We start from the raw sequence: 1,124 nt of genomic DNA on the forward strand, positions 1-1,124 counted from the left end.
GGCGGTTTCAAGCTCCAAGTGCAACAGCGGGGTCAATGACGATTCCGTGCTTGGCGCAGTTCTCAATAAAGGCTTCTGCGGGAGTGCGCCAGCCGAGTGTTTTACGCGGTCGGGTGTTCATCGACAGCGCAATCGCGTCAAGCTGACGCTGTGAGAGCACCGAGAGGTCTGCTCCCTTTGGCAAGTACTGGCGCAGCAGACCATTGGTGTTCTCACAGATGCCTCGCTGCCAGGGGCTGTGCGGGTCACAGAAGTAGATCCGAATACCCGTCGCCTCGGCGAGCTTGCGATGTAGCGCCATTTCCTTGCCCTGATCGTACGTCAGCGTCTTGCGCAACTCCTCGGGCAAGGGCGCGAACGCGGCGCTGTAGGCCTGCAAAGCGGCCTCGGCGGTGCTGCCGTCGATCTTCACCAGCATCAGGAACAGGGTGCTGCGGTCGATGAGCGTACCCACTGCCGAGCGGTTACCGGCACCTTTGATCAGATCGCCTTCCCAGTGCCCTGGGATCAGCCGGTCGTTGGCCTCAGGCGGGCGCACGTGAATGCTCACCATGTCGCTGAGTTGCCCGCGCCGGTCCTGCCCGCGCGAGCGAGGCTTGCGGGCACCGTGCGCCTGTCGCAGCAGGCTGACCAACTCGCGCCGCAGCGCACCGCGTGGCGCGGCATAAATAGCGTGGTAGATCGTTTCGTGGGAGACGTTCAAAGCGGGTTCGCCGGGATGGACACGTTTGAGCTGTGCAGCCACCTGCTCTGGCGAGAAGCGTCTCTCCAGGTATTGGCGCACCTCAGGCCACAGCTTGCCTTGTCGGCACAACTTGCGCTCACGACGGGGCTTGCGTCGCAATCTGGAGGCCCGCTGACCGGCGCGCACCGCATTGTAGCCACCGGCGATCGTGGGCCGCCCCATCGGGCCACGCTCTTGTTCCGCTTTCCAGCCGTTGCGTCGAAGCTCCCGGCTGATCGTGCTGGCTGAGCGTTGCAGTGCACCCGCTATCTCCCGCGTGCTTCGCTGCTCCAGCTTCATCGCGAAGATCGCACCACGCTCCTCGGCGCTCAGGTGTTCGTAGCTTTGTCCCATGCAACACATCCTAGGCAATGTGTTGCACTTGATCCTTGAAACCGCC

1 protein-coding gene is annotated in these 1,124 nt (G+C 63.1%); it reads right to left on the minus strand.

The genetic code is table 11. The features are described 5' to 3' along the window. Window positions 1-7 precede the first annotated feature (7 nt). Window positions 8-1,078 (minus strand): IS30 family transposase, encoded by a 1,071-nt coding sequence (locus R2676_RS26130; RefSeq protein WP_316857705.1) that lies wholly within the window; start codon window positions 1,076-1,078, stop codon window positions 8-10. Window positions 1,079-1,124: the final 46 nt, after the last annotated feature.

It is taken from the genome of Ralstonia flatus, from assembly GCF_958439105.1.
Taxonomy (GTDB): domain Bacteria; phylum Pseudomonadota; class Gammaproteobacteria; order Burkholderiales; family Burkholderiaceae; genus Ralstonia; species Ralstonia flatus.

What these genes read in the sequence shown, in the direction of transcription:
- R2676_RS26130 (WP_316857705.1), bottom strand. Translation starts at nt 1,078, where the DNA reads ATGGGACAAAGCTACGAACACCTGAGCGCCGAGGAGCGTGGTGCGATC.